This window comes from Marinobacter koreensis (assembly GCF_023156285.1).
Classification (GTDB): domain Bacteria; phylum Pseudomonadota; class Gammaproteobacteria; order Pseudomonadales; family Oleiphilaceae; genus Marinobacter; species Marinobacter koreensis.
On the sequence record NZ_JAKZAJ010000003.1, the window covers coordinates 255532 to 280746 of the forward strand.

Annotated in this window: 19 protein-coding genes; 15 read left to right on the plus strand and 4 right to left on the minus strand. The window is 56.7% G+C overall.

Annotated elements, in window-relative coordinates:
• Positions 1-1944, plus strand: coding sequence for an ATP-binding cassette domain-containing protein (locus tag MLD04_RS09495; protein WP_248157466.1), 1944 nt, complete (start codon positions 1-3; stop codon positions 1942-1944).
• Positions 1941-2603 carry a DUF6901 family protein gene (locus MLD04_RS09500; protein ID WP_248157468.1) on the plus strand — a complete coding sequence of 221 codons (663 nt, stop codon included), beginning with the start codon at positions 1941-1943 and terminating at the stop codon, positions 2601-2603. Before MLD04_RS09495 ends, MLD04_RS09500 begins: the two co-directional genes overlap by 4 nt.
• Before the next feature lie 38 nt (positions 2604-2641).
• On the opposite strand, the gene MLD04_RS09505 is transcribed toward MLD04_RS09500, so the two are convergent.
• Positions 2642-3073: a universal stress protein gene (locus tag MLD04_RS09505; RefSeq protein WP_248157470.1), complete on the minus strand. Its 432-nt coding sequence runs from the start codon at positions 3071-3073 to the stop codon at positions 2642-2644.
• 141 nt (positions 3074-3214) lie between these two features.
• A complete protein-coding gene (locus tag MLD04_RS09510; RefSeq protein ID WP_248157472.1) occupies positions 3215-4036 on the minus strand; it encodes a hypothetical protein in 822 nt (273 codons plus the stop codon).
• 432 nt (positions 4037-4468) lie between these two features.
• Between MLD04_RS09510 and fadB the strand changes: the two genes are divergently transcribed.
• From fadB to topA, 3 genes are all read left to right on the plus strand, one after another.
• Positions 4469-6616, plus strand: a complete 2148-nt coding sequence (fadB, locus tag MLD04_RS09515; protein WP_248157474.1) for a fatty acid oxidation complex subunit alpha FadB — start codon at positions 4469-4471, stop codon at positions 6614-6616.
• Positions 6617-6648: 32 nt separating this feature from the next.
• Complete coding sequence (gene fadA / locus MLD04_RS09520) at positions 6649-7824, plus strand: acetyl-CoA C-acyltransferase FadA (RefSeq protein WP_248157476.1); 1176 nt, start codon at positions 6649-6651, stop codon at positions 7822-7824.
• Positions 7825-8073: 249 nt separating this feature from the next.
• Positions 8074-10707: a type I DNA topoisomerase gene (topA, locus tag MLD04_RS09525; protein WP_248157477.1), complete on the plus strand. Its 2634-nt coding sequence runs from the start codon at positions 8074-8076 to the stop codon at positions 10705-10707.
• Between the two features lie 41 nt (positions 10708-10748).
• Here the strand turns inward: topA and MLD04_RS09530 are convergent, their stop codons facing one another.
• Positions 10749-11624: an NAD(P)-dependent oxidoreductase gene (locus MLD04_RS09530; RefSeq protein ID WP_248157479.1), complete on the minus strand. Its 876-nt coding sequence runs from the start codon at positions 11622-11624 to the stop codon at positions 10749-10751.
• Between the two features lie 364 nt (positions 11625-11988).
• Here MLD04_RS09530 and MLD04_RS09535 point away from each other — a divergent pair, with 364 nt between their 5' ends.
• The 3 genes from MLD04_RS09535 to MLD04_RS09545 all read left to right on the plus strand — a co-directional run bounded on the left by MLD04_RS09535 (position 11989) and on the right by MLD04_RS09545 (position 14218).
• Positions 11989-12642 (plus strand): M48 family metallopeptidase, encoded by a 654-nt coding sequence (locus tag MLD04_RS09535; RefSeq protein ID WP_248157481.1) that lies wholly within the window; start codon positions 11989-11991, stop codon positions 12640-12642.
• The gene (locus tag MLD04_RS09540; RefSeq protein WP_248157483.1) at positions 12639-12782 is read left to right on the plus strand and encodes a pilin; all 144 of its coding nucleotides are present in this window, start codon (positions 12639-12641) and stop codon (positions 12780-12782) included. The genes MLD04_RS09535 and MLD04_RS09540 overlap by 4 nt, the downstream gene beginning before the upstream one ends.
• A gap of 77 nt (positions 12783-12859) precedes the next feature.
• On the plus strand, positions 12860-14218 hold the full coding sequence (locus MLD04_RS09545) for an erythromycin esterase family protein (RefSeq protein ID WP_248157485.1): 1359 nt from the start codon (positions 12860-12862) through the stop codon (positions 14216-14218).
• Between the two features lie 66 nt (positions 14219-14284).
• On the opposite strand, the gene gltA is transcribed toward MLD04_RS09545, so the two are convergent.
• Positions 14285-15559 carry a citrate synthase gene (gene gltA / locus MLD04_RS09550; RefSeq protein WP_248157487.1) on the minus strand — a complete coding sequence of 425 codons (1275 nt, stop codon included), beginning with the start codon at positions 15557-15559 and terminating at the stop codon, positions 14285-14287.
• A gap of 475 nt (positions 15560-16034) precedes the next feature.
• Between gltA and sdhC the strand changes: the two genes are divergently transcribed.
• From sdhC to lpdA, 7 genes are all read left to right on the plus strand, one after another.
• Positions 16035-16409: a succinate dehydrogenase, cytochrome b556 subunit gene (sdhC, locus tag MLD04_RS09555; protein ID WP_248157489.1), complete on the plus strand. Its 375-nt coding sequence runs from the start codon at positions 16035-16037 to the stop codon at positions 16407-16409.
• Entirely contained in the window at positions 16403-16747 is a 345-nt protein-coding gene (gene sdhD / locus MLD04_RS09560) for a succinate dehydrogenase, hydrophobic membrane anchor protein (RefSeq protein ID WP_008938182.1), read from the plus strand. The genes sdhC and sdhD overlap by 7 nt, the downstream gene beginning before the upstream one ends.
• Positions 16748-16750: 3 nt before the next feature.
• Positions 16751-18523, plus strand: a complete 1773-nt coding sequence (gene sdhA, locus MLD04_RS09565) for a succinate dehydrogenase flavoprotein subunit (RefSeq protein WP_248157491.1) — start codon at positions 16751-16753, stop codon at positions 18521-18523.
• A gap of 15 nt (positions 18524-18538) precedes the next feature.
• Positions 18539-19243 carry a succinate dehydrogenase iron-sulfur subunit gene (locus MLD04_RS09570; protein ID WP_248157493.1) on the plus strand — a complete coding sequence of 235 codons (705 nt, stop codon included), beginning with the start codon at positions 18539-18541 and terminating at the stop codon, positions 19241-19243.
• A gap of 309 nt (positions 19244-19552) precedes the next feature.
• On the plus strand, positions 19553-22390 hold the full coding sequence (locus tag MLD04_RS09575; protein ID WP_248157496.1) for a 2-oxoglutarate dehydrogenase E1 component: 2838 nt from the start codon (positions 19553-19555) through the stop codon (positions 22388-22390).
• A gap of 25 nt (positions 22391-22415) precedes the next feature.
• Complete coding sequence (odhB, locus tag MLD04_RS09580) at positions 22416-23636, plus strand: 2-oxoglutarate dehydrogenase complex dihydrolipoyllysine-residue succinyltransferase (protein WP_248157498.1); 1221 nt, start codon at positions 22416-22418, stop codon at positions 23634-23636.
• Positions 23637-23671: 35 nt separating this feature from the next.
• A complete protein-coding gene (gene lpdA / locus MLD04_RS09585; RefSeq protein ID WP_008938187.1) occupies positions 23672-25114 on the plus strand; it encodes a dihydrolipoyl dehydrogenase in 1443 nt (480 codons plus the stop codon).
• Positions 25115-25215 lie beyond the last annotated feature (101 nt).

Consider the following 25215-nt stretch of genomic DNA (forward strand, 5'->3'; position numbering starts at 1 on the left):
GTGCCTTTGCTGACCCTGGATTCCATATCCCTTGCCTACGGAATGCACCCACTTCTGGACGATGCCTCGCTGATCATGGACGCGGATGAGCGGGTTTGCCTGCTGGGCCGTAACGGTGAGGGCAAGTCAACCTTGCTCAGGATTGTGAGCGGCGAAATAACGCCAGACAGCGGAACGGTGCGCCTCGATGATGGCGCCATTCTCGCCGTGCTGCCCCAGAACCTGCCGTCGGATGATGATCGCAGGGCCTACGACGTTGTATCCGGTGCCTTTCCGGAAACCGGCGAATTGCTGTCGGAATATCATCGACTGTCGCAGCAGGCAGACGAATCAGCCCTGGAAGCCCTGATGAAGGTTCAGGAGCGGCTTGAGGCACTGGACGGCTGGATGCTCGATCAGAAGGTCACCACTATTCTGGGGCAATACGGTATCGATCCGGATCGGCGACTGAATACCCTTTCCGGGGGATGGCAGCGGCGGGTTCTTCTGGCCCGGGCGCTGGTAGCGGAGCCGGACATCCTGTTGCTGGACGAGCCAACCAACCATCTGGACGTGCCGGCAATTGCCTGGCTCGAGGATGCGCTTTCCCAGTTCCGCGGTGCCATGCTGTTTGTCAGTCATGATCGCGCCTTCATTCGTCGTATGGCAACACGGATCGTCGAGCTCGACCGGGGTAAGCTGGTGAGCTTTGCGGCCAGCTACGACCGGTATCTGGACCTCAAGGAGAAGGCCCTGGCCGAAGAGGAGCGTCAGAATGCCCTGTTCGACAAGCGTCTCAAGCAGGAAGAAGCCTGGATAAGACAGGGCATCAAGGCGCGTAGGACCCGCAATATGGGGCGGGTGAGGGCATTGAAGGCGATGCGGGAAGAGCATCGTCAGCGTCGCGTCCGCGGGGGCACGGCCAGTTTTTCCGTCGAGCAGGCCGACCGCTCCGGCAAGCTGGTGGTAGAAACGGCCAACGCGGGCTTTCATTACCCGGATGGCACGGCGGTTATCCGCGACATGAACCTGACCATCCTGCGGGGTGACAAAATCGGGCTGGTGGGCGAGAACGGCACCGGAAAAACCACGCTTGTGCGGCTGCTGCTGGGAGATCTGGCGCCAACGGAGGGCAGTATTCGCCGGGGTACACGTCTGGAGGTGGCCTATTTCGATCAGCTTCGGGGCGAGCTTGACCTGGAGCGGAATGCCCTCGATAACCTGTCGGAAGGGCGCGAATTCATTGACATCAATGGTCAGAGCAAACATGTCCTGGGCTATCTTCAGGAATTCCTGTTTACACCCGAGAGGGCTCGTTCCCCGGTGCGGGTGTTTTCGGGTGGGGAACGGGCTCGTTTGCTGCTCGCCAAGCTGTTCAGTAAACCGGCCAATATTCTGGTGCTTGATGAGCCTACCAACGACCTTGACGTCGAAACCCTTGAGCTGCTGGAAGAGCAATTGGCGGAGTTTCAGGGCACGGTCATTGTGATCAGTCACGACCGGGAATTCCTGGACAACGTGGTTACCGAGACGGTTTTCCTGGACGGGACGGGCAAGGTGAGGGAATACGTGGGCGGCTATTCCGATTGGCGTCATCAGGGCGGCCGTTTCCCTTCCGAGTTTGGCGGCAATCGACCGGATAAACAGGACAAGCACGAAAAGCCGGCCACTTCGGCAGAGGGTAAGCCAGCTTCGGGATCTTCGCCGTCCAGCGAGACTTCCGGTAAGCCGAAGCCTGCCAAATTGAGTTACAAGCTGAAACTTGAGTTGGAACAACTTCCGGGCAAAATTGAGACACTGGAACAGGAAGTTGCTGATTTGCAGGATACAATTTCAGACGCGAATTTTTATTCAGGCCCACCCGATGATGTCGCGGCCACTCTGCAGAAACTGACGGACACGGAGGCCCGTCTGGAGCAGGCTATCGAGCGGTGGATGGAGCTGGAAGAACAGGCGAATCAATGAACGTTACCTATGATTTTCGATTTGAGGATGGGCGGCAGGTTGAGTTCAGGGTCACTGACCAACCTGCGAGAGTGACCGGAAGGGTCCCTGCGTGGGTAAAGCTGGAACACTGCCAGTGCAGCAATTGTCCGCTCAAGCGAGAGAGTTCTCCGGAATGTCCGGCAGCTCTGGAGATCCTCCCGGTGGTGGAGGCCTTCCAGGCAGAAGATGCCTATCAGAAAGTCGATGTGAAGGTGACGGACGAACGCCGGGATTACCACAAACAAACGGCCCTGGAAGAGGCACTGCGTTCGTTGTTGGGACTGAAAATGGCCACGAGTGGCTGTCCTGTGCTGGCGGAGCTGAAGTCGATGGCGGTTCATCATCTGCCGTTTGCCAGCAGCGATGAATTTATTATGCGCAGCGTGTCGCACTATCTTCTCGAGCAGTACTTTGTGAAGCGCAATCACGGCGAGCCGGATTGGGAGCTGAAAGGGCTGGTGGAACGAAACCAGCGGTTGCAACTGGTGAACCAGGCGCTCTGGCAACGAATTCACTCGGTGTGCAAGGGTGACAGCAACCTGAAAGCGTTGCTCAATTTCTTTTCGATGGCATCAAGCGTGAGCTTTTCGCTGGAGAGTCAGCTTCGGAAGCTCGAAGCAAAAATGAAAGGGGATTGAACGGGGCGGTCCGCAAAGACCGCCCCGGTCACATTGGATCAGTGAATCCTGACGGCGAGTACGTCGCATTCGGTACCGTGGAGTACGCCGTTAGCCGTTGAACCCAGCAGCAGCTGGAAACCTTTTCGCCCATGGCTGCCGACAATCACCAGATCGACATTGTGTTCCTTGGCCAGTCGATGGATCTCTGATTCCGGGCGGCCGACCGTCACAATCTGATGGTCCTTTGCAACCCCGTACTGATCGCCGTACTTGCCGAGTTCCTCCCGGGCGGCCTTGTCGAGTTGATCCTGCAGCTCGGTCAGGTCCATTGGGATATCCCCGCCATAAGCATAACCCACCGGTTCAACAACATGGACCAGAACCAGTTGCGCACCGTGGGCACTGCACACTGCCTTTGCCTTCTCGAGAACCTGAGGGGCTTCTTCGGTGAGATCTATGGCAACAAGCATTTTCTGATAGGCGGACATCGCATTACTCCTTAGGGTTCAGCGTATACGGGAATAGTAGCCTAAATTTTAGAACAACAGTGTAGTGCCAAAGTGACAGGCATCAAGAACGGGAGGGAAAGAGGCCGGCGCTGCCAGATGACGCGTCGGCCGGGAGGAGTGTCAGCCGTTGCCTTTCTGGAGGAGTTCGATGGTCTTGGCGAGATGTTTCAGAATGCCCTTCGAATAGCGGTCAATCACGAAACTGACGTTATTTTCGTTGTAGTTGACGTAAGAGCCACGGATGAACTGCCATTTGGTGCTGATGTTGTCGAGCTGGTCTTTGAGCTCTCCCTGTGCCGGTCCGTTACGGACCGTCGCGAACAGCGCATCAAAATCGCGTGCCTGTTCATCAAGCGGCTTCTCCGAGGAAGAGCCCTGAAATGTCTGGGCCACGGAGGAGTTGGTCCTTGCCGAGTATTTCGCCATCATCTGCGCCATTTTAACGGCGGCCATTCGCGCCGCTTCAACCCGATCGTTGGTGTCCGTCTGGGTGCTCTCCTGGGCGACTTTATACAGGTCCGTTGCCTTGTTGCTCATGGCGACGGCCTGGTTGGCCATATCCGACACGAGGCGCAGATCGGGATACCCTTCCTTGCGAACCACGTTGATATTGTCCCGCATCAGGGATTTGAACTTGTCGAACTCCTGATTCAGTGACTCGATCTGATCTTTTGATAATACTCCGCCGGTGCTCGCGCTGACTGCGTTCATCGCATCGTTTGCGGCGTTGATGCCTGCGACAATTTCGTTCAGGGTGTCGGTGGATCCGGTTGCGCTGAATCGGTAGAACGCATCCAGCGCCATATAGTTGCTGATTCGGAAACTGTGGAGGTCGGAGAGGAAGGCGCTCGTATTCTCCTGGGCCCTGGCGCTGAGGGAAGTGATGGCCAGAACAACAAGGGCCAGAGCAAGGGATCGGAACCGCAAGCGGGCATCATTCATCGGATATTTCTCCGTAATACAGTTTTATTATTGTCGACCAAAGTCGCAATTCGAAGGTAAAGTAACTGCACTGACCAATCAAGCGATTTTCCGAAGGTTCGGAGCCCAAATTGCAAAGAACTTTGAAATGTATGTGACAAAGTTCACGGTTTTTCTCCAAGACCCATTATAGGTCCCTGAATTTCATAATGTCTTGATGTTTTCGGCCCTCAGCTCCCGCTTCGATCGGGAACTTTTGAGTAGGCCAGACAAGAAACAAATTGACAAACGCTCGGTTTTTTTTCATCGTGTGCCCTCACGATTCAAACGACTGTATGAATTTTGGATCGAATGATCGGGCAGTGACCGAAATCTCGCTGCACGGGCAGCCCCTGCGACGGATCAGGTCTCGGGGGCTGCCAGCAGTTCCAAACACAGACTGGAGATCAGTTGATGATTTACGAAGGTAAAGCCATCACGGTTAAAGAGATCGAAGGCGGGATCGCTCAGTTGGACTTTGACTTGCAGGGCGAGTCAGTCAACAAGTTCAACCGTCTCACCATTGAAGAGCTGGGTGCCGCAGCCGAAGCACTCAAGTCCCAGAAGAATCTGAAGGGTCTGGTGGTAACCAGCTCCAAGGACAGTTTCATTGTCGGTGCCGATATCACCGAGTTTACCGAACTGTTCGCAGGTTCCGAGGAAGATCTCGTTGCCAACAACCTCAAGGCCAACGAGGTGTTCAATACCATCGAGGACCTGCCGTTCCCGACCGTTACCGCTATCAACGGTATCGCTCTGGGGGGTGGTTTCGAGATGTGCCTGGCAACCGACTACCGGGTGATGGCTCCGAAGGCCAAGGTGGGTCTGCCGGAAGTCAAGCTGGGTATTTTCCCCGGTTTCGGCGGCACGGTACGTCTTTCGCGCCTGGTAGGCGTTGATAATGCGGTCGAGTGGATTTCCGGTGGTACCGAGAACCGGGCGGACGCCGCTCTGAAAGTCGGCGCTGTCGATGCCGTGGTTGCGCCTGAAAAACTGGTCGAGTCGGCCGTTGCAATCATCAATCAGTGCAACGAAGGCAAGCTGGATAACCAGGCCCGTCGGGAAGAGAAGAAGGGCAAGATCAAGCTCAATGCCATGGAAAGCATGATGGCATTCGAGATTTCCAAGGCGTTCGTGGCCGGCAAGGCTGGCAAGAACTATCCGGCGCCGGTGGAAGCGATCAAGACCATGCAGAAGCACGCCAGCATGACTCGCGACAAGGCAATCGAGGTTGAGGCCAAAGGCTTCGCCAAGATGGCAAAGACCAACGTTGCCGCGTGTCTGGTTGGTTTGTTCCTGAACGACCAGGCCCTGAAAAAGAAAGCCGGTGCCTGGGAGAAAGAAGCGTCTGATGTGAACCTGGCTGCGGTACTGGGCGCGGGTATCATGGGTGGCGGTGTCGCGTTCCAGTCTGCGCTGAAGGGCACGCCGATCATCATGAAGGACATCGCTCCGGAAGGTATCCAGCTTGGCCTGAATGAAGCCAAGAAACTGCTGTCCAAGCGTGTTGCCAAAGGCAAGATGAACGCCGACAAGATGGGCGATGTCCTGAACAACATCACACCGACCCTGAACTACGGCGACTTCAAGAACGTCGACCTGGTGGTGGAAGCGGTTGTTGAGAACCCGAAGGTCAAGGATGCCGTTCTGCGCGAGACTGAAGACGCGGTTCGTGAAGACACCGTCCTCACCTCCAACACGTCGACCATCTCCATCAACCTTCTGGCGAAGAACCTGAAGCGTCCGGAGAACTTCTGCGGCATGCACTTCTTCAACCCGGTACACATGATGCCGCTGGTTGAGGTTATTCGTGGCGAGAAGACCAGTGATCGTGCCATTGCGACCACCGTGGCCTACGCCAAGGCCATGGGCAAGACCCCGATCGTCGTCAACGACTGCCCGGGCTTCCTGGTCAACCGTGTCCTGTTCCCGTATTTCGGTGGCTTCGCAGCGCTGGTACGTGACGGTGCCGATTTCCAGAAGATCGACAAGGTCATGGAAAAATTCGGCTGGCCCATGGGTCCGGCTTACCTGCTTGACGTGGTAGGCATGGACACTGCCAAGCACGCCAACGAAGTCATGGCAGACGGATTCCCGGAGCGCATGAAGGCCGATTTCAAGTCCGCCATTGATGTGATGTTCGAGAATGACCGTTACGGCCAGAAGAACGACAAGGGCTTCTACAAGTACGAAGAAGACAAGAAGGGCAAGCCGAAGAAGGTTGTCGATGAAGAGACCTACAAGCTCATCGAGCCTGTAGTGAATGGCAGCAAAGACTTCGACGAAGAAGAGATCATCGCCCGCATGATGATCCCTCTGTGCCTGGAAACCGTTCGCTGCCTGGAAGACAACATTGTTGAAGACCCGGCCGATGCAGACATGGGCCTGATCTACGGTATCGGCTTCCCGCCGTTCCGTGGTGGTGCGCTGCGCTACATCGACGACATGGGCGTCGACAAGTTTGTCGAACTGGCAGACAAGTATGCAGACCTTGGTCCTCTCTACGCGCCGACCGAGAAGCTGCGTGAAATGGCCAAGACTGGCAAGAAGTTCTTTGGCTAACCCTTACGAGATTTCCGAACGGAGAAAGATCTATGAGCCTTAATCCGAGAGACGTTGTCGTCGTCGATTGCGTGCGGACTCCGATGGGTCGTGCCAAAAACGGCTGTTTCCGCAACGTACGTGCCGAGACACTGTCGGCTGCGCTGATTGAAGCACTGTTTGAGCGCAACCCGAAGCTCGACCCGAAAGAAGTTGAAGATGTGATCTGGGGTTGTGTGAACCAGACCAAGGAGCAGGGCTTTAACGTGGCCCGGCAGATCTCCCTGCTGACGCGTATCCCCCACGAGTCTGCAGCACAGACCGTCAACCGTCTGTGTGGTTCCGCCATGTCGGCCATCCATACCGCTGCCCAGGCTATCCAGACTGGCAACGGCGATATGTTCATGGTTGGTGGTGTTGAGCACATGGGTCATGTACCCATGACCGAAGGCTTCGACCATAACCCGGCTGCTTCCAAGTACTCCGCCAAAGCGTCCAATATGATGGGCCTGACCGCGGAAATGCTGGCCAAGATGCATGGTATTACCCGTGAGCAGCAGGATGAGTTTGGTGCCCGTTCTCACCGTCTGGCCCATGAAGCGACTGTTGAAGGCCGCTTCAAGAACGAAATCGTTCCCATCGAAGGTCATGATGAGAATGGCTTTGTGAAGCTGATTGAGGAAGATGAGACCATTCGCCCGGAAACCACTGCCGAGTCGCTGTCTCAGCTTCGTCCGGCGTTTGATCCGAAGAACGGTACTGTCACTGCAGGCACCTCGTCGCAGCTGACCGACGGCGCTGCCGCCATGGTGCTGATGTCCGCGGAGCGTGCAGAGGCCCTGGGCCTGAAGCCGATCGCCAGGATTCGCAGCATGGCTGTTGCCGGCTGTGATCCCGCCATCATGGGCTACGGTCCGGTTCCGGCCACCAAGAAGGCACTCAAGCGTGCGGGCCTGAAAGTCGAAGACATCGACTTCTGGGAGCTGAACGAAGCCTTCGCGGGGCAGTCGCTTCCGGTTCTGAAAGACCTGAAACTGCTGGGCGTGATGGAAGAGAAGGTAAACCTGAACGGTGGTGCGATTGCCCTTGGCCATCCGCTGGGCTGTTCCGGTGCGCGGATCTCCACAACCCTGCTGAATGTAATGCAGGCCAAAGGCGGTAAGCTTGGTGTTTCCACCATGTGTATCGGTCTGGGCCAGGGCATTGCCACAGTCTGGGAGCGTCTCTGAGACCCTTGTGGGTAGCTTGATGCTCTGAATGCAGGAGGCCCGGCAAATGCCGGGCCTCGCTGTTTCGGGAATGTGAAAAAGGCCGGTTTAGTACAAAGAATGGGTTGTCTTGCCAATCTTGACCCTGTAAAACAGTGAGCCTATACCAAGGGGCGGTGCGTATGTGTTTTCTAGCCGCCTGATTTTACAGCGAGTTTACGGTTTGCTGAATATTTGACCGATTTGTCGCCAAGGAAACAGATCTCCGATATGGGTAAAAGTCTCGTTATTGTCGAGTCGCCAGCGAAAGCCAAGACCATCAACAAGTACCTGGGCTCGGACTACATCGTTAAATCCAGTGTGGGCCATATCCGCGACCTCCCGGTCAGCGGTAGTGGTTCCCAGACTGATCCGAAGGAGCGTGCTCGTCAGGCTGCACTGACACGCAAGATGAGTCCGGAGGAAAAGGCCGAGCACAAGAAACGCAAGGCGCGCGAACAGCTGGTCACCCGTATGGGGGTGGACCCGGATCATGACTGGCAGGCCCGATACGAGATTCTCCCGGGTAAAGAGAAGGTCGTCAGCGAACTGAAACGCCTGGCGAAATCGGCAGACCATATTTATCTCGCAACGGATTTGGACCGCGAAGGGGAGGCGATTGCCTGGCATCTTCAGGAAACCATCGGTGGCGAGCCGGAAAAATATCGCCGGGTGGTCTTTAACGAAATCACCAAGCGCGCAATCAAGGAAGCATTCAAGGATCCGGGAAACCTGGATTCCAATCGCGTCAATGCGCAGCAGGCTCGCCGTTTCCTGGATCGCGTGGTCGGCTACATGGTTTCACCCCTGCTGTGGGCCAAGATTGCCCGCGGCCTGTCCGCCGGAAGGGTTCAGTCCGTTGCTGTTCGCCTGATTGTCGAGCGGGAGCGGGAAATCCGGAAATTCGTTCCGGAAGAATTCTGGCAGTTGCATGCTGATCTCACGCCGGCGCAGGCAAAAGAGCCTGTCCGCTTTGAGGTGACCCGTTACCAGGACCAGCCCTATCGTCCGGTCAACGAGAGCCAGAGCAACGAACACGTGGATCGTTTGAAGGCAGGCGCGTTCAAGGTCGCAAAGCGGGAGGATAAACCGACCCGTTCGCGGCCTTCCGCGCCTTTTATCACGTCGACCTTGCAGCAGGCTGCGAGCAACCGGATGGGCTTCAGTGTCAAGAAAACCATGATGCTGGCCCAGCGTCTGTACGAGGCGGGTTTCATTACGTACATGCGTACGGACTCCACCAACCTGAGCCAGGAGGCGGTTGCCGGCTGCCGTGACTTTATCAAGGACCAGTTCGGCGATCGGTATCTTCCCGAGAAGCCGCGCGTCTATGGTAGCAAGGAGGGGGCTCAGGAGGCGCACGAAGCGATTCGTCCTACCGACGTAAGCCGCCGCCCCTCCGACATTAGCGGCCTGGAAAAGGACGCAGAGAAGCTCTATGACCTGATCTGGCGACAGTTTATTGCCTGCCAGATGGCCGATGCGGAGTTCCTGAGCACGTCGATCGTCGTTGCGAACGATGGATACGAGCTGAGAACGCGCGGGCGCATCATCAAATTCGACGGTTTTCTCAAGGCTGCGCCGCAATCCGGGAAAAAGGACGAGGATGTCGCCTTGCCGGATATCCAGGTAAACGACACGCTGGATCTGAAAAAGCTGGATCCCAGTCAGCACTTTACCAAGCCGGCCCCCCGGTATACCGAAGCGAGCCTGGTAAAAGAATTGGAAAAACAGGGGATTGGTCGACCCTCAACCTACGCCTCCATCATATCCACGATCCAGGATCGGGGTTATGTGCGTCTTCAGAACAGGCGCTTCTATGCCGAAAAGATGGGGGAGATTGTCACGGAGCGACTGCACGAATCCTTCCCCAATCTGATGGATTACGATTTTACCGCCAGGATGGAGGACGAACTCGACGAAATCGCCGATGGCGAGGTCGACTGGAAGAAAGTCCTCAATGATTTCTACGGTCGGTTCCGCCAGCAACTGGACGAAGCCGGCCAGGCAGACGGTGGAATGCGGGCAAATACGCCCACCGAGACTGATATTCCCTGCCCAAGCTGTGGTCGGAACATGCAGATCCGGGTAGCCAGTACGGGCGTCTTCCTCGGCTGCTCGGGATATTCGCTTCCACCCAAGGAACGCTGCAAGACCACGATCAACCTTGTGTCCGGTGACGAAGTGGTCAGTGCGGATGAAGACGTGGAAGGCGAGGGCGAGACCCGCTTGCTGCGCAAGAAGCGTCGCTGTCCGAAATGTGGCACCGCCATGGACAGTTACCTGATTGACGAGACCCGCAAGTTGCACGTGTGTGGTAATAACCCGGACTGTTCCGGGTACGAGGTGGAAAAAGGCACTTTCAGGATCAAGGGTTACGATGGACCCACCCTTGAATGCGACAAGTGTGGCTCGGAGATGCAGCTGAAGACCGGGCGATTTGGCAAGTATTTCGGGTGTACCAACCCGGATTGTAAAAATACCCGTAAGCTCCTGAAGAGTGGGGAGCCAGCGCCTCCCAAGATGGATCCGGTGCCCATGCCGGAACTCCAGTGCCAGAAAGTCGACGACACCTATGTTCTGCGCGATGGCGCCTCGGGGCTGTTTCTTGCAGCCAGTAAATTCCCGAAAAATCGGGAGACCCGGCCGCCACTTGTAAAAGAGATCAAGCCGCATCGGAAAGAAATTGATCCGAAGTACGACTATTTGATGGATGCGCCTGAAACCGATCCGGAGGGCAATCCGACGGTGATTCGCTACAGTCGGAAGTCCAAGGAGCAATATGTAATGTCGGAGAAAGACGGCAAATCCACCGGTTGGTCCGCCTGGTACGTTAACGGCAAGTGGCAGCCGAAAGAAAAGTAGGGCGAAAAAAAAGGGGCAGAAACTGCCCCTTTTTCAATTGATTACCGGAACTTCCTCAGTCTCTGGATCAAGGAAGACGTATCCCACCGACGCCCTCCCATCGATTGGACATCGGCGTAAAACTGGTCCACCAGGGCGGTTACCGGAATACTTGCATTGATCTTCCTTGCTTCCTCAAGGCACATGCCGAGATCTTTTCTCATCCAGTCCACCGCAAACCCGTGGTTGAATTCTCCATCGATCATGGTGCCTGAGCGGTTTTCCATCTGCCAGGATTGCGCCGCGCCTTTTGAAATGACGTCTACGACCTTGCGCACATCCAGGTTTGCCTGCTCTGCAAAGTGCAGCGCCTCGGACAGGCCCTGAACCAGCCCCGCGATCGCGATCTGGTTGACCATTTTGGTTTTCTGGCCACTGCCAGGGGGGCCGAGGAGCGTCACTGCGCGGGCATAGTGCTCCATGATCGGGCTGGCCTTGCTGAAGTCACTCTCGGACCCACCGCACATGATGGTCAGTTGGCCATTTTCCGCCCCCTGCTGTCCGCCGGAGATTGGCGCATCAATGAAGCCCAGCCCCTTTTTGGAGGCTGCTGCGGCAAGATGCTCTGCAATGCCTGCGGAGGCCGTTGTGTGATCGACCAGGACGGCACCTTCCGGAGCATTGGCCAGAATGCCCCCGTCACCCTCATATACTTCGGTCAGATCTTTGTCCGCGCCGACGCAGGTCATCACAAAGTCGGCACCTTGCACGGCCTCTGCTATGGTGCTGCAGGCGGTCCCGCGGTGTTTGCTGGCCCATTCCCCGGCTTTTGCCAGTGTCCGGTTCCAGACCCGAACCGAAAGGCCCGCCTTGGCCAGATGACCTGCCATTGGGTAGCCCATAACGCCGAGCCCAATAAAGCTAACGGTGGTTGTCATAGAGGTCTCCTGAAGTCGAGATATTTTTCTTGTCGTTAGAAGTTACCACGGCAACTTGCTCATATCCTGCAAATTTCCTGTTCCCGGAAAAGGGGGCGTGTGCTTGCGCCTCCCATCATCATACCCTGCCTTTTTGTTGAACGCAGTCACACACTCACTATCAGTCAGGCTGGTATGGCACGGATTTATGGATCTTTTGTAATGTAGTTCTTATGCTTTGAGGTTCAGCTGCAAGGAAGCGCTGCAATGGAGCGGCCCAACGCCATCTGCGTCCTCATTGCTTTATGTATCCGGGTAGCTGGTTACAGAGAAGTCCGGAACTTCCGGGCTTGCCGTCCTGATGTTGTAACTGTGAGGGAACTACATGGATCTGGTTTATAAACACGAAAAGCCTTTGCTCCGAATTGCAATCGTGCTGTCTGCGATTATCTGGCTGGCTCTTTTGGTTGGTACGTTTGGAATCTTGCTGGTCTACCTGCTTCTTGGTTATCTGTTTTTTCTGTTTGCGCATTCTGCATTTATCTCCCATCTCAAGGGATCCGGGGTTCGAATCAGTCCGGAGCAGTACCCGGACCTTTATGATCGACTTTCACGATGCTGTGAGAAAGTGGGTGTATCGAAGGTGCCCGAGGCCTATCTGCTGCGGACGGACTTTTTCAATGCACTGGCGACCAAATTCCTTGGCCGGCATTTTGTTGTGCTGTTTACTGATGTGATTGACGCGCTGGAAGATCAGCCGGGTGCTGTGGATTTTTATATTGGCCATGAACTGGGCCATATTCACCGCAAGCATCTTTCCTGGCGGGCTTTCGTTATGCCCGGTTCGCTGCTTCCGGTGCTGGGGCCCGCGTTACGACGCGCCGAAGAGTATACCTGCGACAGGTACGGTGTGGCGTGCTGTCAATCCGAGGACGACATCAAGGCGGCAATCGCTGCCATTGCGGCGGGGGATACCCGTCTCTTACCCTGGACAATGCGCCCCAGGGCTACACCATTGATGTCTACGAGGAAGGGATGATCGGCGTCGAGATGGGGGTGGATTCATCCGGAGAGAGCCAGTATCTCGTACTCGAGCCTTCAGTCACGGAAGGTGCGATCGAGTGGGTGTGCTACGGCCAGAATGCGGACCAGCGTTATTTGCCCGCCAGCTGCCGTTGACGGAACCCAAGCCTGAGGGTTAACCCTCGTCCTGTACTAGACTCGAATTTAGAGCTTCAGGACGAGGGGGCGCATTTATGGGCGAAGGTTTCCATTCAGGCGATCATTCCAGAGTGATGACTGGAGGCGGAGCAGGCCAGCCGCGTGCTTTGTCCCGGGTGCTCAAAGAGGTTGCAGAACCGTTTGAGTCGGGGCCTGATATTCCGCTGGAACGACTGCTGTCCCGAATTGGTGCGGCTCGGATCGTCATGTTGGGCGAGGCGTCCCACGGGACTTCGGAATTCTACCTGGCCCGGGCGCGCATTACCCGGGCGCTGATTGAGCAAAAGGGCTTTTCCTTCGTTGCTATTGAAGGTGATTGGCCCGATGCAGCCCGGATTGATCACTATGTGCGGCACTCGGAATATCCACCTTCCGAATGGACGGCGTTTTCACGATTTCCTACCTGGATGTGGCGAAATGAGGAAGTCCGGGGGTTCATCGATTGGCTGCGAGAGTTCAATCGTCTCAGGTCGGCGCCGGACCGCATCGCTTTTCATGGCCTGGATCTATACAGCCTGTACAGCTCGATACGTGCGGTATTGGAGTACCTTGAAGAGGTGGATCCGGACCTCGCGGTTGATGCCAGGCGGCGATATGAATGCCTTGCGCCGTTTGAGGGAGAGCCCGCGAACTACGGCCGGGCAGCGCTGGACCCTGCCTATCAGACCTGTGAAAAACCAGTGCTGGATATGCTCCGCGAACTCCTGTCGCGTCACCGGCGTTACGCAGAGCACGATTCTGACCGCTTTCTCGATGCCGTTCAGAACGCTCGCCTGGTTGCCGATGCAGAAGAATATTACCGAACCCTGTATTACGGCACCCACAGTGCCTGGAATCTCCGGGATACGCATATGTTCCAGACCCTGGAAAGCCTGCTGGACCATTACGGTAGCGGTAGCAAGGCGGTAGTCTGGGCGCATAACAGTCATGTTGGCGACTCTGACGCCACGGATATGGGGCGGCGCGGCGAATTCAATATTGGCAGGCTCGCCCGGGGCCGTTATGGAGATGCCGTGTATGTTGTGGGGTTTGGTACTGATCACGGCACGGTGGCAGCGGCTTCGAACTGGGATGCGCCGATGGAGGTGAAATCCGTGAGGCCGGCGCTTGCCGGAAGCTACGAGCATGCCTGTCATGAGACAGGGTTGCCCTGTTTTCTCTTGCCGATGCGGAAAGCTGCCGGAGAGGTCCGTCAGGCCCTTATGCTCCGACATCTCGAGCGGGCCATCGGGGTGATCTATCGCCCCGAAACGGAACGGCAGAGTCATTATTTCCGGGCGTGTCTGCCCGAGCAGTTCGATGAATATGTCTGGCTGGATGAAACCTCTGCCATCACCCCGTTTTCGACGGGGACTATTCCGGGCATGCCGGATACCTATCCATTCGGGGTTTGATTCCCTGGAAACAAAAAGGCCGCTGGATTCAGCGGCCTTTTTGTTATCAACGCGGTCTGTCCGGACTTACTTCGTCGGGTAGTCGCGTTTTTCCGAGCCGGTGTAGAGCTGGCGTGGACGGCCAATACGGTAGTTGCCGCTAACCATCTCATTCCAGTGGGAGAACCAGCCGATGGTCCGGGACATCGCAAAGATGACGGTGAACATGGAGGTTGGAATGCCGATCGCCTTCAGGATGATGCCGGAGTAGAAGTCGACGTTCGGATAAAGCTTGCGCTCCACGAAGTATTCATCTTCCAGCGCGATTTTTTCCAGGCGCTGCGCGATCTTCAGCAGCGGATCGTTTTCCAGGCCAAGCTCTTTGAGAACCTCATGAGCGGTTTCACGCATGACTTTGGCGCGCGGATCGAAGTTCTTGTAGACACGGTGGCCAAAGCCCATCAGACGGAAGGGATCGTCTTTGTCCTTGGCCTTCTCGATGAACTTCTCGATATTGGCTTCATCACCAATTTCCGCCAGCATATCCAGTACTGCCTCGTTGGCGCCACCATGAGCCGGGCCCCAGAGTGCGGCAATGCCCGAGGCAATGCAGGCGTAGGGGTTTGCGCCGGTGGAGCCGGCCAGACGCACGGTAGACGTTGATGCGTTCTGCTCGTGATCGGCGTGCAGGATGAAGATCTTGTCCATGGCCTTGGCCAGGACCGGATTCGGCTTGTACTCCTCACAGGGTACGCCAAACATCATCTGCAGGAAGTTCTCGGAGTAGGACAGGTCGTTCCGTGGATACATGAACGGCTGACCCAGACTGTACTTGTAACACCAGGCCGCAATCGTTGGCATCTTCGCAACCAGGCGATGTGCTGTGATCTGACGCTGCGTTTCGTCGGTCACATCCATCTGGTCGTGATAGAACGCTGAAAGCGCTCCCACAACGCCGCACATGATTGCCATCGGATGCGCGTCACGACGGAAGCCGTGGAAGAAATTGCGCATCTGGTCGTGCAGCATGGTGTGATTCTTGATGGTCTCGTGGAATCGCTTGTTTTCCTCGTCAGAAGGCAATTCGCCGTTCAGCAGGAGGTAGCATACTTCGAGGTAATCGGAGTGTTCCGCGAGCTGGTCAATAGGGTAGCCCCGGTGCAGGAGTACGCCATTTGCGCCGTCAATGTAAGTGATGGCTGATTCGCAGGCAGCGGTGGATACGAATCCCGGATCGTAGGTGAAAACGCCTTCCTGGACGAGGCCTCGTACGTCAATGACGTCAGGGCCGACGGTGCCGGAATATACCGGTAGCTCAATGGACTTATCACCCACCGAGAGCGTGGCTTTCCTGTCGGTCATGGTGCTCTCCTATGTATCAGCTTTGACAGCTTTTGGCTGCATGTGTAGATGCGCAGAAGGCGCGTATTATCGCAAAACTGGCGGCAAAATATAGGGCGTCAGCTTTTTTTGTCAATGGACAGGCGTGGAAAACAGTGCAAATTCTCACCACTTGTAAATCAGGGATATCCCAAACAGAGCGCCGGGCGCACGAAAACCGGTTTGTCAATCATCCTTTTAGATGCCGCCAACCCACTGATTACGGGCAACAGAAAGGGTGGAGCGTTTGTAATTGTAAGGGCCTCTCCTTATAATCCGTAGCCCGGAATCGGGGATGATGGCGTCTGTAAGCTTCTGCCTAGCAAGCTACCTGGCTGTCATCCGCCCTCCTGAACCAATCGGTTGTCGGTACCGTATCGATATTCCGATCCTAACATACCAACGTCCGCCGTCGGTTCGCCGGCCTCGCGGAATCAAGAGAGAGTGTGAGAGCGCTGTGAATAGCAAACGACCAGTAAATCTCGATCTCGGCAAGTTTCATTTTCCACTGCCAGCCATCACGTCCATATTGCACCGCATCAGCGGCATTATCATTTTTGTCGGCGTTGCGTTTCTGCTGTATGGGCTGCAGCTTTCCCTGTCCGGGGAAGAAGGTTTCAGTCGGGTAAGTGAACTGCTGGACAGCTTCCTTGCCAAGCTGATTATCTGGGGCATCCTGTCTGCTCTGCTGTACCACCTGGTTGCAGGTATCAAGCACCTGTTCATGGATATGGGCATTGGTGAAGAGCTTGAGAGTGGTCGCCTCGCCGCGAAGATCACGATCGTGGTTTCCGTCATTCTTTTCGTTCTCGCAGGAGTCTGGGTATGGTAAACAGCGTCACGAACCTGGGTCGCAGTGGTGTCTTCGACTGGATGATCCAGCGGGTAACAGCCTACGTACTCGCCCTCTATACCTTGTTTATGTTCGGCTTTCTGCTGACGACCGACGTCAGCTACGCGAGCTGGTCCGGACTTTTCGATCAGACCTGGTTCCGGATCTTCACGCTCCTGGCGTTGCTCTCGATCGGCGGTCACGCCTGGGTCGGCCTCTGGACGATCACCACCGACTACATCAAGCCCATGGGAGCGCGTTTCATTGTGCAGGCACTGTGCGGCCTGACTATGTTCGTGTACCTGGTGTGGGGCATTCAGATTCTTTGGGGGCTTTAATAGATGGCTAACATCAAAACCATGTCTTACGACGCGATTGTTATCGGTGGTGGCGGTGCCGGTATGCGAGCCGCCCTGCAGCTGACAGAATCCGGTATCAATACCGCGTGCATCACGAAAGTATTTCCGACCCGGTCTCACACCGTGTCTGCCCAGGGTGGTATTACCTGCGCGATCGCCAGTGCGGATCCGAACGATGACTGGCGCTGGCACATGTACGACACCGTGAAGGGGTCTGACTATATTGGCGACCAGGATGCCATTGAATACATGTGTTCCGTCGGCCCGCAGGCGGTCTTCGAGCTTGAGCACATGGGGCTTCCGTTCTCTCGTACCGAGCAGGGTCGTATCTATCAGCGTCCTTTTGGTGGCCAGTCCAAGGATTACGGCAAGGGCGGTCAGGCTGCCCGTACGTGCGCAGCAGCCGACCGTACCGGTCATGCGCTCCTGCACACCCTGTACCAGGCTAACCTGAAGGGCGGTACAACGTTCCTGAACGAATGGTATGCGGTGGATCTGGTCAAGAACGCCAAGGACGAAGTGGTTGGCGTTGTTGGGATCGAAATCGAGACCGGTGAAGTCTGCTACATCAAATCGAAGGCCACGGTCCTTGCAACGGGCGGTGCTGGTCGGATCTATGCTTCCACCACCAACGCAATGATCAACACCGGCGACGGTATTGGTATGGCGCTGCGTGCCGGGTTCCCGGTTCAGGATATGGAAATGTGGCAGTTCCACCCGACCGGTATCCACGGTGCCGGTACCTTGGTGACCGAAGGTTGTCGGGGTGAGGGCGGCTACCTGATCAACTCCGAGGGTGAGCGCTTCATGGAGCGTTATGCTCCGAACGCAAAGGACCTCGCCGGTCGTGACGTGGTGGCTCGGTCCATGGTGATGGAGATCCTGGAAGGCCGTGGTTGCGGCCCGGAAAAGGATCACGTACTGCTGAAGCTGGATCACCTGGGCGAGGAGACTCTGAACCTGCGTCTGCCGGGTATCTGTGAGCTGTCACGCACCTTTGCTCATGTCGATCCGGTCAAAGAGCCGATTCCGGTTGTTCCGACCTGTCATTACATGATGGGCGGCATTCCGACCAACGTGGGTGGCCAGGCGCTTACCCAGGACGAGAATGGCAACGACAAGCCAATTCCGGGTCTGTTCGCCTGTGGCGAGGCAGCCTGCGTGTCGGTACACGGCGCCAACCGTCTCGGTGGTAACTCGCTGCTGGATCTCGTGGTCTTCGGCCGTGCGGCCGGTCTCCACATCGAGGAGCAGCTCCGCGGTGGATTCGAAGTCGACGGCGCGAGCGAGGAAGACATCAAGCGTGCCATGGCTCGCCTGGAACGGCTGAACAGTGCGTCCGAAGGCGAGGACGTTGCCCAGGTTCGCAAGGATCTCCAGAACTGCATGCAGCTGTACTTCGGCGTGTTCCGTGACGGCGACAGCATGGAGAAAGGGCTCAAGCTGCTTGAGGAAATCGGTGAGCGGGTCAAGAAGACCCGTCTGGCAGATACCAGTGATGCCTTTAACACCGCACGGATCGAGGCTCTCGAGCTGGACAACCTGTTCGAGGTTGCCTATGCGACTGCGAAATCGGCGACCGAGCGTAAAGAAAGTCGTGGTGCTCACGCACGGAACGACTTCACCGAGCGTGATGACGAGAACTGGCTGAAGCATTCTCTGTACTTCCCGCTGGACAAGCGTGTTGGCAAGCGTGATGTGAACTTCGCGCCGAAGACCGTTCCGACGTTCGAACCGAAGATCCGGACTTATTAAGGGGAGGATCAAGACATGTTGGTAAGCCTTTACCGTTACAACCCGGAAACTGACAACGCCCCTTACATGCAGGACGTTGAGATCGAGATTCCCGCAGGCAAGGACCTGATGGTTCTGGATGTCCTCAACCTGGTGAAGGAGAAGGACCCGTCCATGAGCTATCGCCGCTCCTGCCGGGAAGGCGTTTGCGGATCTGACGGCATGAATATGAACGGCAAGAACGGTCTGGCGTGTATCACGCCGGTGTCCGATGTCGTCAAGAACAACAAGCTGGTGTTGCGCCCGCTGCCGGGTCTGCCGGTCATTCGCGACCTGGTGGTGGACATGAGCCTTTTCTACAAGCAATACGAAAAGGTCATGCCGTACCTGGTCAATGACAAGCCCGCACCGGCCATTGAGCGCCTGCAAACCCCGGAAGACCGGGAGAAGCTGGACGGCCTGTACGAGTGTATTCTGTGTGCCTGCTGTTCCACGTCCTGTCCGTCGTTCTGGTGGAATCCGGACAAGTTCATCGGCCCGGCCGGCCTGCTGCAGGCATACCGTTTCCTGGCGGACAGCCGGGATACCGCCCAGGCTGAGCGCCTTGCGAACCTCGATGACCCGTTCAGTGTTTTCCGCTGCCGGGGCATCATGAACTGTGTCAGCGTCTGCCCGAAAGGCCTGAACCCCACAAGGGCAATCGGCCACATTCGGAATCTTCTGCTGCAGCGGGCTACTTAAGCAGCAGAGTTCTCAGTAGACGCTATACTGTTCTGACCAGGCTAGCACCCAGAAGGCCCTGCGACTCGCAGGGCCTTCAACCAAAGGCTTATAGTCAAAGGTCTTATCCGGGTGCACACTACGCATGCCGTTACGATAACTTATCAGGTTTTCCGGCGGCGTTGCCGAGTATAAAAACCACTGGGGATTGGAAAACATCCGTGTCGCGTGTGGTGGTCAAAGTCATGCCGTAATATCCCGTATTGACTGAGAATTACCCCTGACCGACCATACCGGCTCCCCGCACCAGCCCAAGGTGAGCTATTCAAGATGCACGAAAGCATAATGGAGCAGTTGTGGCAGACCTCCCATCTCCAGGGAGGAAACCTTGCCTACGTTGAACAGCTTTTTGAGACCTACCTGACAGACCCCAATGCCGTTCCAGAAGAATGGCGAAGCTATTTTGACAAGCTTCCGAGCGTTGATGGCTATAAAGGCCGGGACGTCGTTCATTCTTCCATTCGTGAACAGTTCGAGCACATTTCCCGCAATCAGCGCTTCCTCGCCAGCAGTGGCGTTCCCGCCAGCGCAACCTCCGATGCGGACAAGAAGCAGATTCGTGTTCTGCAGCTCATAAACGCCTTTCGCTTTCGTGGCCATCAGGAGGCCAAGCTCGACCCGCTGGGTGTCTGGCAACGCACCCCGGTCGAGGATCTGGATCCGAAGTTCCACGAGCTGAGTGACTCCGATCTGGATCTCGAGTTCCAGGTAGGCTCGCTGAATTTCGGCGCAGAATCCATGAAGCTGTCGGATATCGTCGACGGTCTGCGTCGGACCTACTGCGAGAGCATCGGCGCCGAGTACATGCATGTGGTTGATACCCGCATCAAGCGTTGGTTCCAGCAGCGTATGGAGCCGGTTCGCTCCCGTCCGGAGTACGAAACCAAGACGCGCAAACATATTCTCGAGCGTCTGACTGCCGCCGAGGGGCTGGAAAAGTATCTGGGTTCCCGTTATCCCGGTGTCAAGCGTTTCGGACTGGAGGGCGCTGAGAGCCTGATTCCATGTCTGGACGAGCTTATTCAGCGTGCAGGCTCCTACGGCGCCAAGGAAATCGTTCTGGGTATGGCCCACCGTGGACGCCTGAACGTGCTGGTAAACACCCTTGGCAAGAACCCCAAGGAGCTGTTTGACGAATTCGAAGGCAAGAAGCTCGCGGATTCCGGTTCCGGTGACGTCAAGTACCACCAGGGGTTCTCCTCAAACATCATGACAGCCGGTGGCGAAATTCACCTCGCCATGGCTTTCAACCCGTCCCACCTGGAAATTGTATCTCCGGTGGTAGAGGGGTCGGTACGCGCACGTCAGACCCGTCGTGGTGATCAGGATGGCACCCAGGTTGTGCCGATTGTCATGCACGGTGATGCGGCGTTTGCCGGGCAGGGCGTCGTCATGGAAACCTTCCAGATGTCCCAGACCCGCGGTTTCGGCGTGGGCGGCACCATCCATATTGTGATCAACAATCAGGTTGGTTTTACCACCAGCAAACAGGAAGACGCCCGCTCCACCGAGTACTGCACCGATGTCGCCAAAATGGTGCAGGCGCCCATCCTCCACGTGAACGCCGACGATCCCGAAGCGGTCATCTTTGCCACGCAGATGGCGATGGACTACCGCAACGAATTCAAGCGGGACGTCGTGATTGACCTGGTCTGCTACCGCCGTCGGGGTCATAACGAGGCCGACGAGCCGGCTGCCACACAGCCGATGATGTATGAAAAGATTCGCAAGCTGAAAACGACCCGGGGTCTTTACGCCGAGCAACTGGTGGCCGCGGGTGTCATTGGCGAAGAAGAAGCAAAGCAGATCGAAACCGAATATCGCGATGCCCTGGATAAAGGCGAGCACGTGGTCAAGTCACTGGTGAAAGAGCCCAACAAGGAGCTCTATGTGGACTGGACGCCGTACCTCGGTCACGAGTGGACCGCCAAGTGCAAGACCAGTGTCAACCTGAAAACCGTCCAGAAGCTCGGTAAGCAGCTGACCTCCGTACCGGAAGGGTTCAGTATTCAGCGCCAGGTTTCCAAGATCATCAACGATCGGGAAAAGATGACAGCCGGTGCACTGGCTCTGAACTGGGGCTACGGCGAAATGATGGCCTATGCCACGCTGATTAACGAGGGCCATCCGATCCGGATTACCGGTCAGGATGTCGGTCGGGGTACGTTCTCTCACCGGCATGCGGTCCTGCACAACCAGAAAGACGGCTCGACTCATACCTCTCTGCAGCACATTGCAGACGATCAGCCGAGTTTCGAGATTTACGACTCGCTGCTCTCCGAAGAGGCGGTGATGGCGTTCGAGTACGGCTATTCAACGACCACGCCGGATGCTCTGATCGTCTGGGAAGCGCAGTTTGGCGACTTCGCCAACGGCGCACAGGTCGTCATCGACCAGTTCCTGACCAGTGGCGAACACAAGTGGGGCCGGCTCTGTGGTCTGACCCTTCTGTTGCCACACGGCTATGAAGGCCAGGGTCCGGAACACAGTTCCGCCCGACTCGAGCGTTTCCTGCAGCTTTGTGCCGAGCACAATATTCAGGTGTGCGTGCCGACGACCCCGTCCCAGGTCTTCCATATGCTCCGGCGGCAGGTGAAGCGGCCGCTGCGTAAGCCGCTGGTTGCCATCACGCCGAAGAGTCTGCTTCGTCACAAGGAAGCGATTTCGGGGCTGGATGATTTGACCTCCGGTACCTTCCAGACTGTGCTGCCAGAGAAGGAGCCGTCCGACCCGAAGAAGGTGACACGCCTGATCATGTGCAGCGGCAAGGTCTACTATGATTTGCTGGAGAAGAAAAAGGCGGATGAGCGGGACGATACGGCGATCGTGCGTATTGAACAGCTGTACCCGTTCCCCGCAGACGATCTGGACGAACTGCTGGGTCAATACACCAAGTTGAAGAACGTGGTGTGGTGCCAGGAAGAGCCAATGAACCAGGGCGCGTGGTACTGCAGTCAGCATCATATGCGTAATGCGCTACAGCGCCTGGATCCCAAGCTGTACCTTCAGTATGCCGGTCGTGATGCTTCTGCTGCTCCTGCTTGTGGGCACATGTCAGTGCACATTGAAGAGCAGAAGAAACTGGTCAACGACGCGTTTGAAATCTGACGAGCTACCGAACTAAGGATTTGTAATGTCAACTGAGATTAAAGCACCCGTTTTCCCAGAGTCGGTCGCAGAGGGTACCGTCGCGACCTGGCACAAGCAGCCGGGCGAGGCCTGTTCACGCGACGAACTGATTGTCGACATCGAAACCGACAAGGTGGTTCTGGAGGTCGTGGCACCAGCCGATGGTGTGATCGAGGAAATCGTCAAGGGTGAAGGCGACACCGTCGAGAGCGGCGAAGTGATCGGCAAATTCAAGGAAGGTGCCGCAGGCGAGTCCAAACCTGCCGACAACAAGTCTGCGGAGAAGGAAGAGGCTCCGAAGCAGGAAGAGGCTTCTCAGGCCAGTTCCGGCGACGCGATCCTGAGTCCGGCAGCTCGCAAGCTGGCGGAAGAGAACAATGTGGATCCGAACGCTGTAAAAGGGACTGGCAAGGACGGTCGGGTAACCAAGGAAGACGTTCAGAGCTACGTTGATGGCAAGAAGAGCGCTGCCCCTTCAAAGCCTGCCGCGACTGAAATGCCGGAAGTGAATGTTGCGCAGGGTGAGCGTCCCGAAAAGCGGGTGCCGATGACCCGTCTGCGTGCGAGCATTGCCAAGCGTCTGGTGGAAGCACAGCAGACCGCAGCCATGCTGACGACCTTCAATGAAGTGAACATGAAGCCCATCATGGAGCTGCGGAAGCAGTACCAGGAAAGCTTCGTGAAGCGCCATGGTATCAAGCTTGGCTTCATGTCGTTCTTCACCAAGGCAGCAACAGAAGCACTCAAGCGGTTCCCGGCGGTTAACGCTTCCATTGATGGCAACGATATGGTCTATCACGGCTACCAGGATATTGGCGTGGCCGTTTCCACCGACCGCGGTCTTGTGGTTCCGGTGCTCCGGGATTCCGACGCCATGGGCCTGGCAGACATCGAGAAAAAGATTGTCGAGTACGGCACCAAGGCCAAAGAAGGCAAACTCGGTATTGATGAAATGACCGGGGGTACCTTCACGATTACCAACGGTGGGATTTTCGGTTCACTGATCTCCACGCCGATCCTGAATCCGCCGCAGACTGCCATCCTGGGCATGCACAAGATTCAGGAGCGCCCGATGGCGGTTAACGGTCAGGTCGAAATCCTGCCGATGATGTACCTGGCGCTGTCATACGATCACCGTATGATCGACGGTAAGGAAGCGGTGCAGTTCCTGGTTGCGATCAAGGAAATGCTGGAAGACCCGGCACGTATTCTGCTGGACGTGTGAACTGACCCTTAACGAATCAGAAAACGGGATAAATTATGTCTGACAAGTACGACGTCATTGTCATTGGTGCTGGCCCGGGCGGCTATGTGGCAGCCATCAAGGCGGCCCAGCTCGGCCTCAAGACCGCCTGTGTTGAGTCCTGGACGTCCACAGATGGAAAGAGCCAGGTGCTCGGCGGTACCTGCCTGAACGTGGGTTGTATTCCGTCCAAGGCGCTGTTGGAGATTTCTCACAAGTATGAGGAAGCCAACCACGACTACGAGACCATGGGGATCGTCGCCAAGGATGTCCAGATGGACATCGCGAAGATGATGGAGCGCAAGTCCGGAATCGTTCAGCAGTTGACCGGCGGTATTGCCGGGCTGTTCAAGTCCAACGGCGTCACCCCCATCCACGGTCACGGCAAGTTGCTGGCAGGTCGCAAGGTCGAAGTGACCGACAAGGATGGCAAGACCAAGACTTACGAAGCGGACAACGTGATCCTCGCGACTGGCTCCAAGCCGATCGAGATTCCTCCCGCTCCGTTTGATGGCGAGCACATCGTCGATTCCGAGGGCGCGTTGGAGTTCACCGAAGTGCCCAAGCGTTTGGGTGTCATCGGGGCAGGCGTCATCGGTCTCGAACTCGGCAGCGTCTGGGCGCGCCTGGGTTCCGAAGTGACTGTGCTGGAAGCGCAGGAAACCTTCCTGCCGGCAGTGGACCAGCAGGTTGCCAAGGATGCCCTGAAACAGTTCAAGAAGCAGGGCCTGGACATTGTCATGGGCGCACGTATGACCAACGCGGAAGTGAAGCGCAAGCTGGTCAATGTGAGCTATGAGGATTCCAAGGGCAAACAGGAAGCGAAGTTCGACAAGCTGATTGTCGCGGTCGGTCGCCGGCCGTACACCGACAACCTCCTGGCCGAGGATGCCGGCGTCCAGATGGACGAGCGTGGCTTCATCTTCGTGGATGACAACTGCAAAACCGAGGCCCCGGGCGTTTGGGCCATTGGGGACGTGGTTCGGGGTCCGATGCTCGCGCACAAGGCGTCCGAAGAGGGTGTCATGGTTGCCGAGCGCATTGCCGGTCACAAGCCGCAGGTCAACTATGACTGCATTCCGAACGTGATCTACACCGCGCCGGAAGTGGCCTGGGTCGGCAAAACCGAGGAGCAACTGAAGGCCGAAGGCGAAGAATACAACGTCGGCGTCTTCCCGTTTGCAGCGAATGGTCGCGCGATGGCTGCCAACGCCGCCAGTGGCATGGTCAAGATCATTGCCGACGCCAAGACTGACCGGATCCTCGGTTTCCACGTGGTTGGTCCTGCCGCCTCCGAAATCGTTGCACAGGGCGTAATCGCCATGGAGTTTGGCTCCAGCGCCGAAGATCTGGCCCTGACCTGTTTTGCGCACCCGACTCTGTCCGAGTCTGTGCACGAGGCAGCACTGGCCGTAGCGGGCGGGGCGATTCACGTCGCCAACCGTCGCAAGAAGAAGTAACGCAAGTCAGGAAAACGGGGGCGCCTGGATCGGCGCCCCGCTGCCATCTGAAAGGCACGTTTCCGGCTGCGCACCGGGCGGGTTGAGGTGATCCCCGGCCC

What these genes read in the sequence shown, in the direction of transcription:
- MLD04_RS09500 (WP_248157468.1), top strand. Translation starts at nt 1,941, where the DNA reads ATGAACGTTACCTATGATTTTCGATTTGAGGATGGGCGGCAGGTTGAG.
- MLD04_RS09505 (WP_248157470.1), bottom strand. Translation starts at nt 3,073, where the DNA reads ATGTCCGCCTATCAGAAAATGCTTGTTGCCATAGATCTCACCGAAGAA.
- MLD04_RS09510 (WP_248157472.1), bottom strand. Translation starts at nt 4,036, where the DNA reads ATGAATGATGCCCGCTTGCGGTTCCGATCCCTTGCTCTGGCCCTTGTT.
- fadB (WP_248157474.1), top strand. Translation starts at nt 4,469, where the DNA reads ATGATTTACGAAGGTAAAGCCATCACGGTTAAAGAGATCGAAGGCGGG.
- fadA (WP_248157476.1), top strand. Translation starts at nt 6,649, where the DNA reads ATGAGCCTTAATCCGAGAGACGTTGTCGTCGTCGATTGCGTGCGGACT.
- topA (WP_248157477.1), top strand. Translation starts at nt 8,074, where the DNA reads ATGGGTAAAAGTCTCGTTATTGTCGAGTCGCCAGCGAAAGCCAAGACC.
- MLD04_RS09530 (WP_248157479.1), bottom strand. Translation starts at nt 11,624, where the DNA reads ATGACAACCACCGTTAGCTTTATTGGGCTCGGCGTTATGGGCTACCCA.
- MLD04_RS09535 (WP_248157481.1), top strand. Translation starts at nt 11,989, where the DNA reads ATGGATCTGGTTTATAAACACGAAAAGCCTTTGCTCCGAATTGCAATC.
- MLD04_RS09540 (WP_248157483.1), top strand. Translation starts at nt 12,639, where the DNA reads ATGATCGGCGTCGAGATGGGGGTGGATTCATCCGGAGAGAGCCAGTAT.
- MLD04_RS09545 (WP_248157485.1), top strand. Translation starts at nt 12,860, where the DNA reads ATGGGCGAAGGTTTCCATTCAGGCGATCATTCCAGAGTGATGACTGGA.
- gltA (WP_248157487.1), bottom strand. Translation starts at nt 15,559, where the DNA reads ATGACCGACAGGAAAGCCACGCTCTCGGTGGGTGATAAGTCCATTGAG.
- sdhD (WP_008938182.1), top strand. Translation starts at nt 16,403, where the DNA reads ATGGTAAACAGCGTCACGAACCTGGGTCGCAGTGGTGTCTTCGACTGG.
- sdhA (WP_248157491.1), top strand. Translation starts at nt 16,751, where the DNA reads ATGGCTAACATCAAAACCATGTCTTACGACGCGATTGTTATCGGTGGT.
- MLD04_RS09570 (WP_248157493.1), top strand. Translation starts at nt 18,539, where the DNA reads ATGTTGGTAAGCCTTTACCGTTACAACCCGGAAACTGACAACGCCCCT.
- MLD04_RS09575 (WP_248157496.1), top strand. Translation starts at nt 19,553, where the DNA reads ATGCACGAAAGCATAATGGAGCAGTTGTGGCAGACCTCCCATCTCCAG.
- odhB (WP_248157498.1), top strand. Translation starts at nt 22,416, where the DNA reads ATGTCAACTGAGATTAAAGCACCCGTTTTCCCAGAGTCGGTCGCAGAG.
- lpdA (WP_008938187.1), top strand. Translation starts at nt 23,672, where the DNA reads ATGTCTGACAAGTACGACGTCATTGTCATTGGTGCTGGCCCGGGCGGC.